Origin of the sequence: Micromonospora sp. DT231 (assembly GCF_049847025.1) — a bacterium.
Taxonomy (GTDB): Bacteria; Actinomycetota; Actinomycetes; order Mycobacteriales; family Micromonosporaceae; genus Micromonospora.
Map to the genome: position 1 here is coordinate 161,899 of NZ_JBNCNO010000005.1, position 14,376 is coordinate 176,274.

General features: G+C 72.2%; 11 protein-coding genes and 1 riboswitch. Of the genes, 7 read left to right on the plus strand and 4 right to left on the minus strand.

The genetic code is table 11. From position 1 onward, the window contains the following. Positions 1-14: 14 nt before the first annotated feature. Complete coding sequence (locus tag ACPXBU_RS15125) at positions 15-3,188, minus strand: AfsR/SARP family transcriptional regulator (protein ID WP_425758490.1); 3,174 nt, start codon at positions 3,186-3,188, stop codon at positions 15-17. 360 nt (positions 3,189-3,548) lie between these two features. Continuing rightward, positions 3,549-4,400, minus strand: coding sequence for a CPBP family intramembrane glutamic endopeptidase (locus ACPXBU_RS15130; protein ID WP_425758491.1), 852 nt, complete (start codon positions 4,398-4,400; stop codon positions 3,549-3,551). Between the two features lie 48 nt (positions 4,401-4,448). Between ACPXBU_RS15130 and ACPXBU_RS15135 the strand changes: the two genes are divergently transcribed. After that, positions 4,449-4,754: a hypothetical protein gene (locus tag ACPXBU_RS15135; protein ID WP_425758492.1), complete on the plus strand. Its 306-nt coding sequence runs from the start codon at positions 4,449-4,451 to the stop codon at positions 4,752-4,754. Positions 4,755-4,776: 22 nt separating this feature from the next. Further along, positions 4,777-6,000: an MFS transporter gene (locus ACPXBU_RS15140; protein WP_425758493.1), complete on the plus strand. Its 1,224-nt coding sequence runs from the start codon at positions 4,777-4,779 to the stop codon at positions 5,998-6,000. A 28-nt stretch (positions 6,001-6,028) separates the two neighbouring features. Here the strand turns inward: ACPXBU_RS15140 and ACPXBU_RS15145 are convergent, their stop codons facing one another. Then, on the minus strand, positions 6,029-7,021 hold the full coding sequence (locus ACPXBU_RS15145) for a zinc-dependent alcohol dehydrogenase family protein (protein WP_425758494.1): 993 nt from the start codon (positions 7,019-7,021) through the stop codon (positions 6,029-6,031). 106 nt (positions 7,022-7,127) lie between these two features. Further along, positions 7,128-7,574, minus strand: a complete 447-nt coding sequence (locus ACPXBU_RS15150) for an acyl-CoA thioesterase (protein ID WP_231396807.1) — start codon at positions 7,572-7,574, stop codon at positions 7,128-7,130. 196 nt (positions 7,575-7,770) lie between these two features. Beyond that, a riboswitch (cobalamin riboswitch) is annotated at positions 7,771-7,984 on the minus strand. 130 nt (positions 7,985-8,114) lie between these two features. On the opposite strand from ACPXBU_RS15150, the gene ACPXBU_RS15155 reads away from it, so the two are divergent. The 5 genes from ACPXBU_RS15155 (at position 8,115) to ACPXBU_RS15175 (ending at position 14,370) form a co-directional block, all read left to right on the plus strand. Next, entirely contained in the window at positions 8,115-10,190 is a 2,076-nt protein-coding gene (locus ACPXBU_RS15155) for a copper resistance CopC family protein (RefSeq protein WP_425758495.1), read from the plus strand. Positions 10,191-10,255: 65 nt separating this feature from the next. Next, complete coding sequence (locus ACPXBU_RS15160) at positions 10,256-10,855, plus strand: copper chaperone PCu(A)C (RefSeq protein ID WP_393361290.1); 600 nt, start codon at positions 10,256-10,258, stop codon at positions 10,853-10,855. A 23-nt stretch (positions 10,856-10,878) separates the two neighbouring features. Beyond that, complete coding sequence (locus tag ACPXBU_RS15165; protein ID WP_425758767.1) at positions 10,879-12,093, plus strand: Dyp-type peroxidase; 1,215 nt, start codon at positions 10,879-10,881, stop codon at positions 12,091-12,093. Beyond that, positions 12,090-12,686 carry a copper resistance CopC family protein gene (locus tag ACPXBU_RS15170; protein WP_425758496.1) on the plus strand — a complete coding sequence of 199 codons (597 nt, stop codon included), beginning with the start codon at positions 12,090-12,092 and terminating at the stop codon, positions 12,684-12,686. Before ACPXBU_RS15165 ends, ACPXBU_RS15170 begins: the two co-directional genes overlap by 4 nt. A gap of 220 nt (positions 12,687-12,906) precedes the next feature. Next, a complete protein-coding gene (locus ACPXBU_RS15175; RefSeq protein WP_425758497.1) occupies positions 12,907-14,370 on the plus strand; it encodes a PepSY-associated TM helix domain-containing protein in 1,464 nt (487 codons plus the stop codon). Positions 14,371-14,376 lie beyond the last annotated feature (6 nt).

Genomic DNA, 14,376 nt, shown 5'->3' on the forward strand with positions numbered 1-14,376 from the left:
GGCCCGGGCTGCGGTCAACCCGCAGCCCGGGCCCCGCAGTGGGGCACCCGATCCAGGGCGGCCATCGCCTGGTGGCACCGTGCCAGCCAGATCGGTGCGTGGATCTGTCGGCACAGGCGCGCCGCGCTGTCGATCAGCTCCCGCGCCGGTTCCGGACGGCCGGCGTCGCGCTCGTACTGGGCTAGGGCCAGCAGCGTGGGAATCTCGATCAGCCGGTCACCGATCTCCGCCGCCGTGTCGCGGGCCCGGTAGAGCAGCGCCGCCGCCTCCTCGGCCCGGCCCTGACCCAGCCAGGTGCGGCCGAGTCCGTGCAGCGCGTAAGCCTGGCCGCGCCGATCCCGCAGCCCTTCGACGACCCCCAGCACCTCGGTGAAGGCGCGCTCGGCCGCAGCCAGGCGGCCGCGGGCCAGGTCCAGCTCGCCGAGGCGGTACCGCGCCTGGGCGCTGGCCCGCCGCGACCCGTGCGACATCTCCATCGCGCGCAGCAGGTACGGCTCCGCGCGGTCCGGCAGGTCTGCTTCCAGGTAGAACTGGCCCATCCACCGCAGGACGTGCTCCTCGGCACCCCGGTCCCCGGTCTCCCGGAGCAGCTCCAACGCCTCCTCGTACCGGCGTACCGCACGTTCGGGATTACCGTTGACGCTGTCGGCGTACCCGGCCTTCCTCAGCGCCACCGCGTACCCGTGCCGATCGCCAAGTTCCGAGAAGATCGCCAGAGCTGGTTCCAGGTACTCGACGGCGGCGTCATAACGGTGCTGGGTGACGTACAGGTCGCCGAGGCCGGTCAGCACAGCCGCCTCGCCGCGGGCGTTGCCTGCGGCCCGCGTGGCCAGCAGTGCGACCTCGTGCGTGCTGCGCCACTCGTCGTAGTGGCTGCGGGTACCGAACAGGGAGACCGCCGAGACAGCCAGGTCCCAGCAGTGGTCGAGCAGCCCGTACTGGGCGGCCTGCTCGACAGCGGAGACGACGTTTCGTCGTTCCGACTCGTACCATCCGGCCGGGTCGGCGAGAAGCTCCTCAGCCGCCTCCGGCTCCAGCGGCCACCGCTGCGCCGAGCTGTGCACGACGGCGTAGTCGCCGCCGAGGAGGTCGACGTGCGCCCGTTCGACCAGAGCGAGCCAGGCACCGAGAATCCGTGCTACCGCCTGCTCCCGCTCGACCGGCGGATCCTCCCGATCGGCCTGTTCCTGGGCGTAGAGCCGGACCAGGTCGTGGAAGCGATAGCGCAGCTGGCCCGCCTGGTCCCGACCGACGACGTCGAGCAACTGAGCGTCGACGAGCCGTTCGAGGTGCTCCTCGGCGTCGGCGATTCCAGTCTCCATCAGCGGCGCGCCGACCCAGGCGGCGAAGTCGGGTGTCGCGAGTAGCCCGAGCCGTCGGAACAGCCGCCGCGTGCGCGGCTTCAGCCCCAGATAGGACAGGCCAACGCTGGTGCGGACCTCCAGCGAGCCGTGGGCCAGTTCGTCGAGGCGGCGGCTCTGGTCGGCGAGGCGTCGCACGAACGTGCCGAGCCGTTGGTGCGACCGCGCCGCCAATCGGGCGCTGACGATGCGGACCGCGAGCGGCAGGCCGCCGCAGTAGCGGACCAGCTCGGCGACGGCCTTCGATTCGGCGTCGACCCGGGGGTCGCCGACGATCCGTCGCACCAGCTCAACGGCCTCGGCGTCGTGCAGCACGTCAAGGTCCATCAGCCGGACTCCGCTCAGACCGGTGAGCCGCGAACGGCTGGTCACGAGAGCGGCACACGACTCCGCCCCGGGCAGCAGCGGCTGCACCTGCACCTCGTCGGCGGCGTTGTCAAGGACCACAAGGATCCGCCGCTCCGCCAGGATGCTGCGGTACATCGCCGCCCGCTGCTCGACGTCGTCGGGGATCGCGTTGTTGTCGACGCCCAATTCGCGCAGGAACACCGCGAGCACCTCCAGTGGTTCGAGCTGTCGGTGCTCGGCGCCGTTGAGGTTCACGTACAGCTGACCATCGGGAAAGACGCCCCGCAGCCGGTGCGCTGCGGCCACCGCCAGGGTCGTCTTGCCGATCCCGCCCGGCCCGGCGACCGCCGCGATCCGCACCGCGTGGTCGTTGCCATCGGGCGTATGGGTGAGCGCCTCGACCAGGAACGCCAGGTCGGCTTCGCGCCCGGTGAAATCGGCCACCTGGGCGGGCAGCATCCGTGGTTGCTGAGGAAGCGGCCGGGGTGGGTCGCCGGCTACCTCGGAGGTGTCCGGGGCGGTCGCCGCGGCCGGCTCGAGCTGCGGACGGTGTGGTTTGGCCGTCCGGTCCGCGGCCACGGATGCGGCGTTCCCGCCCGGCCCGGCCGGGTGTCGCGGCGCCGGCACGCTGACCGGGTGTGCCCTACCGTCGCCGGACCGGCCGACGGCCGGTGTGTCCGGCCTCGGGCCCACCGCCACCGGGGGGCGGCGTGGCTGCCGCGGGGCGATGGTGCCGCGGAGCATGGCGTCGTGGAGTCCCCGCAGCTCGGCGCCCGGCTCCAAGCCCAACTCCCGTTCGAACACCAGGCGGGCGTCCTGGTAGACAGCGAGCGCCTCCGCCTGGCGGCCGGCATGGTAGAGGGCCAGCATGAGCTGCCGGCGCGGTCGCTCCCGCAACGGATGTGCGGCGACCAGGATGGTCAGCTCGCCGATCAGCTCGCGGTACATCCCCAGCTCGAACTCGAGTTCGACGCACTCCTCGACCAGACCGAGCCGCAGCTCCTCCCATCGCACGGCCTCCGGCTCGAGGAGCCGGCTGGTCAGACCGGATAGCGCCGGCCCGCGCCAGATCGCTAGCGCCTCCCGCAACCGGTCGGCCGCCGTCGCCGCTTGTCCCGCCGCCGCGGCCTCCCGCGCCGCGCTCTGTAATGCCAGCACGCGCCGGGTGTCCAGGCCGTCGTCGTCGACGCTGATGAGATACCCCGGTGAACGGGTCACCAGGAGGCCGCGGTCGATTCCCGCGTCGACGAAGCTGCGTCTCAGCGCCGACACGCAGATGGCGATCTGGTTCTCCGGTCGAGCGGGTGGCTGGTCTGCCCACAATGCCTCCGTCAGTCGCTGCACGGAGACGACCTGGCCAGGGTTGAGTAGCAGCATCGCGAGCGTTATCTGCTGCCTGGCGGCGGTGATCGGTACGAGCCGACCAAAGGCCCGTACCTCCAATGGGCCAAGCAGCAAGAATTCACACGTGTTGCCCATGAGCGTGCCACCGTTACTTCCTGATCCTTCCCAGCCGAGCGCTCCTCAGTCGCTCGGCTGGGTATGACTCACCGCCCCCGTCGTACGGTTGGTCCGGGGGTTGTGAGGGGGCAACGCGTACGCGGCGGGTTCAGCGTCTTCATGGGCCGGGGTTCACTGGCACGGACGCTTGCCTGTCGGCGACGGCGATCATCCGTTCGAAACAGCGATGACAATGCTCTACCCCCGTACGTGTTACCGGCCGCTGCGACAGCCGTCACGCACACTACAGAAGATCATTGAATGTTGCCATGTCGCTACACTGGGTGACCTGGCAGCGCGCAGATGGGGCCCGCGTAGATCTGACACGCTGCCACCCGCTCACCGCAGATCAGCCATTTCGCGGTGGTCCAGCGCCGGTCGGTCCTGGTCACGGTTGCGTTGTGCGGCGAGCAGCGCGGCCGCCACGATGATCTGTACCGCCAGGACGAGCGCCTGGGCGGCGGGCGCCTTGAGGGTGAGCAGCGCGATGGTGGTGTTCACGCCGAAGTGGACCGCGACCGATGCCGCGACCCCGGCGAGTTCGTAGGCGTAGCCGGTGAGCAGTGCCATCGGGAAGACGCTGAGCGTGAACAACAGGCCACTCCAGCTGACCAGGCCGAACTCGGACTGAAGAGTCCCGTCGATGAAGAACAGCGGCAGGTGCCACACCGCCCAGGCGGCGCCCAGCAACAGACCGGCGCGCAGGCGGCTCATCGACGCGCGCAGGCGTGGGTACGCCGTGCCACGCCAACCGGGCTCCTCGGCCAACGGACCACCCACCAGCATGCTGATCAGGAACGGTACGGTTCCGCCCGCCGTCGCGATCAACTCGCGCCCTTCCGTCAGGCTCACCGCGGGGCCGCCCAGGAGCTCCGCGAGCAGTGCGGCTGCCAGCACGGTCCCCGCTGCCAGGGCCAGCATGGGCAGCGCCCGGAACAGCCGTGGGCACAGCCGAAGTCGCACCGTGTGGGCGGGGATCGGTTGACGACGGCGAGAGCGCCGTATCCGGACGGCGATCGCGCCGATCGCCGGCCCGAATCCACCGAGAAGGTACGGAACGAGGGTGGGGGACGTCATCGCCGGTTCGTCGAGGGTGCTCGCGAAGAGCCAGAAGGCGAAGGTCCAGGCGAACGTGACGATCCAGAAGGTGGGGAGGCCGTCGTGTTGGCGAGCAGAGGTTGCAGTGGTCACGCCATTTCCCTTCGGGGGGTGAGCAGGGGTTGTCGCGGCCGGGCCGCCATGACCCGCGACGATCACCGACGCGCCTACACCACGTTCGCGGCGTCACTGCTTGGCGACTTCGACCGCTACCTCGCCCACGAACACGCCGACCCCCACCGCGACGGCGTGGTCTACCGACAGGCCGCCGTCTGGCTCACCGACGAAGAGTTCGCCGCGATGGTCGCCGAGATCGAACACGCCGTCGTCAGTCGGACCGGCAACACCCGCGACGGACGGAGGCGCCGCGTCGTCAGCCTCGTCGTCGTACCGGACACGCCATCGACACCACCTGGATCGGCCACAGGCTCGGCCCCGGTGCCTTGATTCCGCGCCTTAGCGTGGCGGGATGGCAGCATCCCGCAGGGCATCGCCGTCGGGAATGAGCGGCCACATCACGTTCCTGTTCGCGGTGGCGGCGGGAGTGGCCACCGGCAACCTGTACTGGGCGCAGCCGCTGCTCAGCTTCATCGCGGGTGACCTGCGCGCGGCGACCGCGACGGCCGGATGGCTCGTCACCGCGACGCAGGTCGGTTACGCCGTCGGCGTGCTGCTGCTCGTGCCGCTCGGCGATGTCCTCGACCGCAGCCGTTTCGTGCCGGTGATGCTGCTGGCCTCGGCCGCCGCGCTGCTGTTGTGCGCGCTGGCGCCGACGATCGGCGTACTCCTGCTCGCACTCGGCGTGCTCGGCGTGACGACGATTTCCGGGCAGGTCCTCACGCCGCTCGCCGGGGACCTGGCCGGCGACACCCACCGCGGTCGGGTCGTCGGCGTTGTCGGGTCCGGGACTCTCACCGGCATCCTGGCGTCCCGCACGATCAGCGGGTTCGTCGCCAGCGCCGCCGGTTGGCGGACGGTCTTCGTCCTCGCCTCGGTCGTCGCCGTCCTGCTCGCGGCCCTGCTCCACCGCGCGATTCCGCCGCTGCCGCCGCGCACGCGCCTGTCGTACCCGCAGCTCATCGCCTCGGTCGGCACGGTGGTCCGGCGCGAGCGGGCAGCCCGATGGACGCTGGTTCTCGCCGCCACCGGGTTCGCCGCGTTCTCGCTGTTCTGGACGGCGCTGACGTTCCTCCTCAGCGGCCCGCCGTTCCGCTACCCGGTAGCGGTGGTCGGGTTGTTCGGGTTGGCCGGCCTCGCTGGTGTCCTTTCCGGCCTGCACGGCGGTCGTCTGCACGACCGGGGCTTGTCGCTCCCGGCCACCGGCGCGGCCTGGGCACTGGCCCTCGGCGCCTTCGTCGTCGCGACATTCGCCGGCCGGTCGGTCACACTGATCATCATCGTGATCATCGTGATCGATGTCGCCCTCCAGACGCAGGCCCTCCTCAACCGGGCGCGGCTGTTCGCCCTCTCCCCCGAAGCCCGCAGCCGGCTCAACACGGCGTTGGCCACCGGCAACTTCATCGGCGGCGCGATCGGCTCCGCCGCCGCGACCATGCTCTGGTCCGCCGGCGGCTGGGCAGCGGTAACGATCACGGGAGCGGCACTGTGCTGTTTCGCGCTCACCGTCTGGGCGTTGGGACGTCGCGGTCCACTCGTGATCGGGCTTCGCCCGGACGGACCGCGCGCCACCTGACCACGTCGCCCGTCACGAACGGCTCCGCTCAACCGGCGATGTCCACGACGACCTTGCCGTTGGCGGTGCCGCTGGCGACCAGTCGGTGGGCGTCCAGGACCGTGTCGAGCGTGAACGTGCGCGGATCCAGTCGCGGGCGCAGGGCGCCGGCGTCGGCCAGCGTCGCGATCTCGCGCAGAATGTCGCCCTGGTGTTCGCGCCCGCGCCCGGTCAGCATCGGCAGCAGGGTGAACACGCCGGAGTAGGTGGCTCCCCGGAACGACAGCGGGGCGAGCGAGTGCGTCCCCCAGCCCAGCGCGCTGACCACGTGGCCGTGATAGGTGCGCACCGCCGCGAAGGACGCGTCGAGGGTCGAGCCGCCCACGTTGTCGGCGATGATGTCGAACCCCGCCCCGTCGGTGTATCTCCGCACGTACTCCTCGACGCTTGTCGAGGTGTAGTCGATCGCCACCGCGCCCAGGCTCTCGATCAGACTCATGCTCGCCGGCCCACCCGTGGCGTACGCCTCCGCGCCGCGAGCCTGGGCGAGTTGGACGCTCACGTATCCGACACCGCCGGCGCCGCCGTGCACAAGCACCTTCTGCCCGGCACGGACTCCGGCCCGGTCGACAAGCCCCTCCCAGGAGGTGATCGCCGCCAGGGGCAACGCGGCGGCCTCCCGCATCGAGAGGGTCTTCGGCTTGCGGGCCAGGAGCCGCGCGTCCACGGCGGCGTATTCGGCAAGCGAACCCTGGAGGTCGCCCACTCCCCCGCACAGCCCGTACACCTCGTCCCCCGGCGCGAAGTCGGTCACGTCTGCACCGGCCGCCGCGACGACGCCGGCGAGGTCCAGGCCGAGCACCGCCGGAGGCTGGACGCGCGCGTGCGCGGCCTTTCCCGCCTGGATCTTCGTGTCGAGCGGGTTGACCCCGCTGGCGACGATCCGCACCAGCACCTGCCCGCGCTCGGGGATGGGTCTGTCGATCTCCTCGACCAGGAGCGGAACGTCGAACTCCCGCAGCACCGCAGCGCGCATAACCATCCACACTCTCCGTGACCGAGTCTTCACGTGGACGCTATCCGACCAGATCGACGGCGGGGCGGGTTCCTCGGACCGGCCAGCACCGCGACGGGGGGCCGAACGCGGGTCAGCCGTCGTCGGCGCCGTCGAGCAGCGCGCGTCGCAGCGCCAGCCGGTGCTCGCGGCGGATCTCCGCCTCCCGGTACCGTCGCCGGTCCCCGTCGGTCTCGGGCAGCAGCGGCGGCACCGTACGGGGCTGGCCGTCGTCGTCGATGGCGACCATGACCAGGTGGGCGGTGGCCACGTCGGTGGGTGGCACCGCCCGGTCCCACCGGTCGGCGGTCACCTTGACGGCCACCTCCATCGAACTGCGGCCGGCCCAGGTGATCCGGGCGTCGACGTGCACGACGTCGCCGACCCGTACCGCGCGCAGGAACGCGGTCTCGTCGATGGCGGCGGTCACCGCCGGCCCGTCGGAGTGCCGGGCGGCGACCACACCGGCGACGGAGTCGATGAGGTTGAGGATCCGGCCGCCGTGCACCGTACCCATCAGGTTCGTGTGGTGCTGGTCCATGATCTGCGACAGGGTCAGGTGCGACGCCGACGGCGCTCGGCCGGCGATCGTGGTGGTGTCGTGCACAGCGGTAGTCCGTCCCTCGGGAAACCACGCCGCCGGTCGCGGACACACGCTGACGAGGACCTGGCCGTGCGCCACACGCACGGCCCGTCACCCGCTCAGCCCACCCGCGAGGCCGACGGCAGCGCACACGGTTGTGTACGCGGCGCCGGCAGGTCTTCGGACTCGCGGGCCTGACCGGTCGTGCCGGTCCCCTACTGGCCGTCGCTTCCCAGGCCGCTGGCCCAGTGCTGATGACGGCTGTCGTTCCCACTCACCGCTGCGGGGCAGCCCCGGATTTCCACCGGGTTCCCTCTTACGACGCCCAGCCGGTCAGGACGGGGCGAACCAGCGCCGTCGGCAGCATAGCTGGCCAGGGAATCTGTCCACCGGGGGCATCGTGCCGCAGCGGCCCGCGTGCTCGTCGTCAACTTTTGTCGTTCGAGGAAGAAGATCGCCACCTCTTGAAAAAAGTCTCGCGAGGGTGAGGATATCCAGATGCGTCGTCTCCCCCAGACTTGCGGCCGGGTGGTCTCGGGCCTCCTCGCGTTCCTCCTCGCCTCGGCGGTCGCCCTCCTCGCGTCCGCCCAACCCGCCGCGGCGCACGGGACCCTCGCCGCGTCCACGCCGGCGAGCGGGACCACCGTGCGCGAGCCGTTCACGGAGGTGCGGCTCGCCTTCACCGAGAAGGCCGCCGCCAACGCGTTCTTCACGGTCACCGCCCCGGGTGGCACCCGGGTCGACAACGGCTGGTCGCAGGGGGAACCGAAACCGCTGGAGAAGCCGGTACGGGAGTACTTCCTGGTCAACGGGCAGTTCGAGCCGCGGGAGTACACGACGGGGTTCCCCGCGGTGGTGAGCGTCGCCCACCTGCCCGCCAAGGGCCAGTACTCGGTGAGCTATCTGTCGGTCGCCTCGGACGGCGACACCGTGCGGGGCACCCTGACCTTCCGCTACGACGGGCGGGTGACGGCGGCGCCGAAGGGATGGAGCCCGCCGTCGACCCAGCCGGACCCGGCCCTGGTGGCCGCCACCGAGCAGCACAACAGCGGGCAGGCCTCGGCGGTGCCGACCACCGCGGACGATCCGTCGAGCCCACCGGCTGCGGCAGCTCCGTCGACCGGGTCCACCGAGGAGAGCGGCCGCGGAACGGTGGCTTTGGCCGGCTGGGCGGTCGTGGTCGCGGCGGCCCTGGCGGTGGCCGGGTACGTCGTCTGGCGTCGCCGATCGGCCTCCGCCGGCACATCCACCGGCCGGGGCCGTACCTCGGCGGCGACCTCCGGTCGACGCGGCGGTGGTGCCCGTTCTGCGACCAAGGCCGGCGCGGGCCGGACCGTCGGGGCCAAGGCTGTCGGGGGCAAGACCAGCGGGGGCAAGACCAGCGGGGGCCGGGCTGTCGGCGGCAAGACCGTTGGTGGCAAGGTCGGCGTCGTCGCGCCGGTCACGGGCGACAGGGGGCAACCCGCCACCGTGCCGGCGGCGCGCAAGAGCAACACGGTCGTCACGGCCCGCACGGGCGTCGCGGCCGATCCGACGCCGATCGATCAGACCGGCGGCGGTACGGACGGCGAGCCGACGGTCGAGCCCGGACCACGGCCCGACACGGACCTCGCGGCCGCGACCCCGGGGTCCCGGCTGAGCAACACCCACCTGGCGTTGCTCGTCGGCGGGCTGGTGATCGCTCTGCTGGCCGGGTTCGGGCTGGCCCGCATCGGGACCGGCGACGGGAACCCGGCGGACCGCAGCGCCCGGCAGCCCGCCGGCGCTCCGCCCGCCCCGGGCCAGGAGGGCGCCGCGAACGACGGGCACCAACACCCGGCGGGCACCGGTCCGCACACGCACCGGGGTGACGGCGCGACGGGCGAGACGCTGGCGACCGGCACGACGGTCAGCGCCGGCGGGTACACCCTGCAACCACTGGAGCGAACCCAACCCCCAGGTGTACGCGCGGACTACCGGTTCCGCATCGTCGGGACCGACAGGCAACCGGCGACCCGCTTCGCGGTCGTCCACGACAAGCCGTTGCACCTGATCGTGGTCGGCCGTGACCTGTCCGGCTACCAGCATCTGCACCCGACGATGGCGCCCGACGGCACCTGGAGCGTCCCGCTGACGTTGGCCCGACCCGGCGGCTACCGCGTCTACGCCGACTTCTCCGTCACCGCGGCCAACGACACGCAGATCCCACTCGTGCTGGGCGTCGACCACACCGTGCCCGGCGCGCACACCCCGACCCCGCTGCCACCGGTGCGGGCCCAGGCGACGGCCGGGCCGTACACGGTGTCGATGAACGGCACCCCCACGGTGGGGGTGACGGCGCCGATGCACTTCCAGGTCAGCGCCGACCCGACCATCCCCGCGCAGTTGGAGCCGTACCTGGGCGCGTACGGGCACCTGGTCGTCGTCCGCGAGGGCGACCTGGGGTACGTGCACGTCCACCCCGAGCCGGAACTTGTCGACGGGTCGGTCAAGTTCTGGCTGACCGCCCCGAGCTCGGGCCGGTACCGGGCGTTCTTCGACTTCCAGGTCGCCGGCAAGGTGCACACCGCCGAGTACACGATCAACGTGCCCTGAGGCCGGAACTTTCTCCCCGCTGCGGCCGACCATCCAGCCAGCAGCAATCATCGGAGGAAGAACACATGCGCACCACCAGCCCGCTCGGTTCACGCCGCTCGGCCACCGTCCTCGCCGCCGCCGTCCTGGCGCTGGGCGCCGCCGGGTGCGACTCGTCCGACGCTCCGTCGTCGGCGCAGTCGCGCCCGTCCGCGTCGGCCTCGGCCAACCCGGACGCCGGGGTGCTCGGCATTCGCGACCCGTGGGTGAAGGCCGCCGACAAGGGCATGACGGCGGCCTTCGGGACCCTGGTCAACGACGGCGACAGCGATGTCACGGTGACCGGTGCCACGACCACTGTGTCGTCGATGGAGCTGCACGAGATGGCCATGAAGGACGGCACGATGGTCATGCGGCAGAAGCAGGGCGGCATCGTCGTCAAGGCCAGGGGCACGCACGCGCTGGAGCCCGGTGGCGATCACCTGATGCTGATGAACCTCACCAAGCCCGTCCAGGCCGGTGACGAGGTGACCTTCACCCTGACCTTCGCCGACGGCCGGACCCAGCAGTTCAGCGCGGTGGCCAAGCCGTTCACCGGCGCGCAGGAGAGCTACGCCCCCGGGCACGGCGAGCCCATGCCCGGGATGAGCGCCACGCCGGGGATGAGCATGAGCCCGGCGTCGTGACCGAGACGTCACAGGTCCGGCCGGTGAGCAGGCGTGGCCTGCTCACCGGCGGGGCTCTCGCCGTCGGCGGCGCCGTGGCCGGCGGGGCCACGATCGCCGCGACCCGCGCCGGGCAGCCCGGACCGCAGTCGATGACCGCCGCCGAGACGACGCTCGCGGTGAGCGTGGGCGGCCTGGTCGAGCCGTTTCACGGTGCCCGGCAGGCCGGGGTCGCCACCGAACCGCAGGCGCACGCGGCGTTCGTCGCGCTGACCCTGCGGGCCGGCACCGACCGGGCCGCGCTGGGTCGGATGCTGCGGCTGCTCACCGACGACGCCGCCCGACTCACCCAGGGCCAACCCGCGTTGGCCGACACCGAGGCCGAACTCGGGCTGCTGCCGGCACGGCTGACCGTGACCTTCGGCTTCGGGCCCGGCCTGTACCGGGCCGCCGGTGTCGACGATCGGCGGCCGGCCTCGGTCCGCGACCTGCCCCCGTTCCGCGTCGATCGGCTCCAACCGGCCTGGTCCGGGGGTGACCTGCTGGTGCAGATCTGCGCGGACGACGCGGTCACCGTCGCCCACGCCCAACGAGTCCTGGTCAAGGACAGCCGGCCCTTCGCCGTCGTCCGATGGGTCCAGCAGGGCTTCCGGCGCAGCCCCGGCGTCGAGCCGGGCGGCCACACGCAGCGCAACCTGTTCGGCCAGCTCGACGGCACGGCGAACCCGCGGCCCGGCACCCCGTTGGACACCGCCCTCTGGGTGCCGGACGGCCCGGCGTGGCTTCGCGACAGCACCACACTCGTGGTGCGACGCATCAGCATGAACATGGAGACCTGGGACCTGCTCGGCCGCACCGATCGCGAACTCGCCATCGGGCGGCGGCTCGACACCGGCGCACCCCTCACCGGCACCGCCGAACACGACGAGCCCGACTTCGCCGCCACCGGCCCCGACGGGCTCACCGTCATCCCCGACTTCTCCCACCTCACCCGGGCCCGGGTCACCGACGACCGGCTGAAGATCCTGCGCCGGCCCTACAACTACGACGGTGCGCCGACGGCCGAGGGCCACGCCGACAGCGGGTTGATCTTCACCTCGTACCAGGCCGACATCGCCCGGCAGTACCTGCCGATCCAACGCCGGCTGGCCGACCGGGACCTGCTCAACGAATGGACCACACCGATCGGGTCCGCCGTCTTCGCCATCCCACCCGGATGCGCGCCGGATGGCTGGATCGGCGAGCAGGTGCTCGGATGACCCCGCCGACTTCAGACTCCACGAGGCCCGTGCCGCCGCCCCGCTCCACCGCCGTCCGGCTCGGCGCGGCGGCGCTCGCCGTCCTCGTGGCGCTGTTCATTCCGGCCGCCCCGGCCTGGGCGCACAACTCGCTCACGTCGTCGACGCCGGCCCGGGACGCGACCCTCCCGAGCGCTCCGACCGAGGTCACCCTCGAATTCATGCAGCGGCTCGACCCCACGTTCACCACGATCGTGCTCACCGACGCCGCCAAGCGGAGGATCACCACCGGCGAGCCGGTGGTCGCCGGGGCGACGAGCACGGTCCAGGTGACCGACACACTGCCGAACGGCAAATACACGGTCGCCTACCGGGTCGTCTCCGCCGACGGGCATCCGGTGCAGGGGTCGTACCCGTTCACGGTGGCCGACCCCGCGTCCAGTGCCGCGCCGGTCCCCGACGCCGGTACGCCGGCGGCAACCCCGTCCGCCGCCGCCGCGGTGGAGACCGACGGCGGCCCGGGTGTCGGCATGCTCGTCGCGGGCGCCGCGCTCGCCGTCCTCGTCGTGGTGGCGGCCGGGCTGCTGTGGCGGCGGCGGGCCGCCCGCCGCTGAGCCGACCCGCTCTCGCTGAGCCGACCCGCTCTCGCGCGGTCCCGGCGCCGCGCCGCGACGCCGGGCGCTGACCTCGGCGGATCGACCTTCCACATCGCCGGGAACCGGCGGCGCCGGCGAGCCGACTACCAGACCAGAGCCGACGCGACACACCACCGGGCGACCAGACCAGTACGGGAGACGCCCTCGGGTGCATCCCGACTCTTCCGATCGGATCACCATGTCTCTTACCGAGTTGTCCGGCACGCCGACGCCAGCATCCGCGGAACCCGAGAAACCCGCCCGGCCGGCCCGGCGCCCGTCGCCGTTCGGCGCGCTGCTGCTGCGGCTGCACTTCTACGCCGGCCTCCTCGTCGCCCCGTTCCTGGTGGTCGCCGCGCTGACCGGCCTGGCCTACACCACCACCCCGCAACTCGACTCGATCCTCTACGGCGACAAGCTGACCGTCGCCCAGGTGGGTGACCGTCAGCTCCCGCTGGCCGAGCAGGTGGGGGCCGCCCGAAACGCGCACCCCGCCGGCAGTATCACCGCCGTGCAGCCCGGCGACGGCGATCGGACCACAAAAGTGGTGTTCTCCCTGCCGGAGCTCGGCGAGAACCAGCACACCGTCTACGTCAACCCGTACACCGCCGAGTCCCAGGGGCAGCTCACCACCTGGTTCGGCTCGACGCCGGCCGCGACGTGGCTGGACGACCTGCACCGCCACCTGCACCTGGGCACGGTGGGCGAGCACTACTCCGAGCTGGCCGCGAGCTGGCTGTGGGTGTTGGCGCTCGGCGGGGTGATCCTCTGGTGGCGTCGGCGCGGCGCGGCCCGGGCCACCGCCCGGCACCTGCTCGTGCCGGACCTGTCCACGGGCAGGGGTGTTCGCCGCACCCGGGGTTGGCACGCCACCACAGGTGTCTGGCTGGCCGTCGGTCTGCTCTTCCTGTCGGCCACCGGCCTGACCTGGTCGCGCTACGCGGGCGCGAATTTCGCCTCCGGTCTCGACGCGCTCGATGCCCGCACGCCGGAGATCTCCACAAGCCTCACCGCCGTCCCCGCCGAGCCGGGCGGTGGTCACCACCACGGTGACGCCGGGGAGGGCGGGACAGTCGAGTCGGCGGCCTTCGATCGGGTCCTGACCGTCGCACGCGACGCGGGACTCTCCGGGCCGGTCGAGATCATCCCGGCGGCGGAGCCGGGTTTGGCCTGGACCGTCACGCAGATCGACAACACCTGGCCGGTCGCCAAGGACCGCATAGCCGTCGACCCGGCCGCCAGCACGGTGACCGCCCGCAGTGACTTCGCCGACTGGCCCCTGCTGGCCCAACTCAGCGGCCTGGGCATCCAGGCCCACATGGGACTGCTCTTCGGCCTGGCCAACCAGATCCTGCTCGCCGCGCTGGCCCTCGGGCTGCTCTGCGTCATCGTCTGGGGTTACCGCATGTGGTGGCAACGCCGACCCACCCGCACCGACCGACGCACCCTCGCCGGCACCCCGCCGGCCCGTGGCGGCGTACGGGGCCTGCCGCTCTGGGCGCTGCTGATCGGCGTACCGGTGACCGTGGCGATCGGCTGGGCGCTCCCCCTGTTCGGGCTCACCCTGCTCGCCTTCCTCGTCATCGACGTCGTCGCCGGCGCGGTGTCCCGACGCCGACGACCCGTCCAGGCGCCCGTCTCGCCGGCACCCGTCGGGAGGTGATCCGCC

What these genes read in the sequence shown, in the direction of transcription:
- ACPXBU_RS15125 (WP_425758490.1), bottom strand. Translation starts at nt 3,188, where the DNA reads ATGGGCAACACGTGTGAATTCTTGCTGCTTGGCCCATTGGAGGTACGG.
- ACPXBU_RS15135 (WP_425758492.1), top strand. Translation starts at nt 4,449, where the DNA reads ATGACCCGCGACGATCACCGACGCGCCTACACCACGTTCGCGGCGTCA.
- ACPXBU_RS15140 (WP_425758493.1), top strand. Translation starts at nt 4,777, where the DNA reads ATGGCAGCATCCCGCAGGGCATCGCCGTCGGGAATGAGCGGCCACATC.
- ACPXBU_RS15145 (WP_425758494.1), bottom strand. Translation starts at nt 7,021, where the DNA reads ATGGTTATGCGCGCTGCGGTGCTGCGGGAGTTCGACGTTCCGCTCCTG.
- ACPXBU_RS15150 (WP_231396807.1), bottom strand. Translation starts at nt 7,574, where the DNA reads ATGGACCAGCACCACACGAACCTGATGGGTACGGTGCACGGCGGCCGG.
- ACPXBU_RS15155 (WP_425758495.1), top strand. Translation starts at nt 8,115, where the DNA reads ATGCGTCGTCTCCCCCAGACTTGCGGCCGGGTGGTCTCGGGCCTCCTC.
- ACPXBU_RS15160 (WP_393361290.1), top strand. Translation starts at nt 10,256, where the DNA reads ATGCGCACCACCAGCCCGCTCGGTTCACGCCGCTCGGCCACCGTCCTC.
- ACPXBU_RS15170 (WP_425758496.1), top strand. Translation starts at nt 12,090, where the DNA reads ATGACCCCGCCGACTTCAGACTCCACGAGGCCCGTGCCGCCGCCCCGC.
- ACPXBU_RS15175 (WP_425758497.1), top strand. Translation starts at nt 12,907, where the DNA reads ATGTCTCTTACCGAGTTGTCCGGCACGCCGACGCCAGCATCCGCGGAA.